Raw genomic sequence first — 253 nt, forward strand, 5'->3', positions numbered from 1 at the left:
AATGAACGAATGCGGCTTGCGGACATCGTGCTCGCGCCGCGCGTCCCGGCGGGAGCTCCGGGACGAACGGAGCAGTATACGCGAAGCAGGCGGCGTTTCTGTGCCGTTTCAGGGGGCCGATCAGCTGAATGCGCGCTTGATCCGCGTGCGCAGCAGCGCGCGCTTCAGGCGCCCGGCGGCTGCCGGCGTATCGAGCGCGATGCGCGTGCCGGGCGGCTCGCCGCGATGCAGGTAGTAGCGGGCGGACGTCGCC

Annotated in this window: 1 pseudogene; it reads right to left on the minus strand. The window is 70.8% G+C overall.

From position 1 onward, the window contains the following. Positions 1–120: 120 nt before the first annotated feature. Positions 121–253: pseudogene (locus tag KVT39_RS38330) on the minus strand (glycosyltransferase family 2 protein); the annotation flags it as partial.

The sequence above is a fragment of the Burkholderia sp. GbtcB21 genome (assembly GCF_019091065.1).
GTDB lineage: Bacteria > Pseudomonadota > Gammaproteobacteria > Burkholderiales > Burkholderiaceae > Burkholderia > Burkholderia pyrrocinia_C.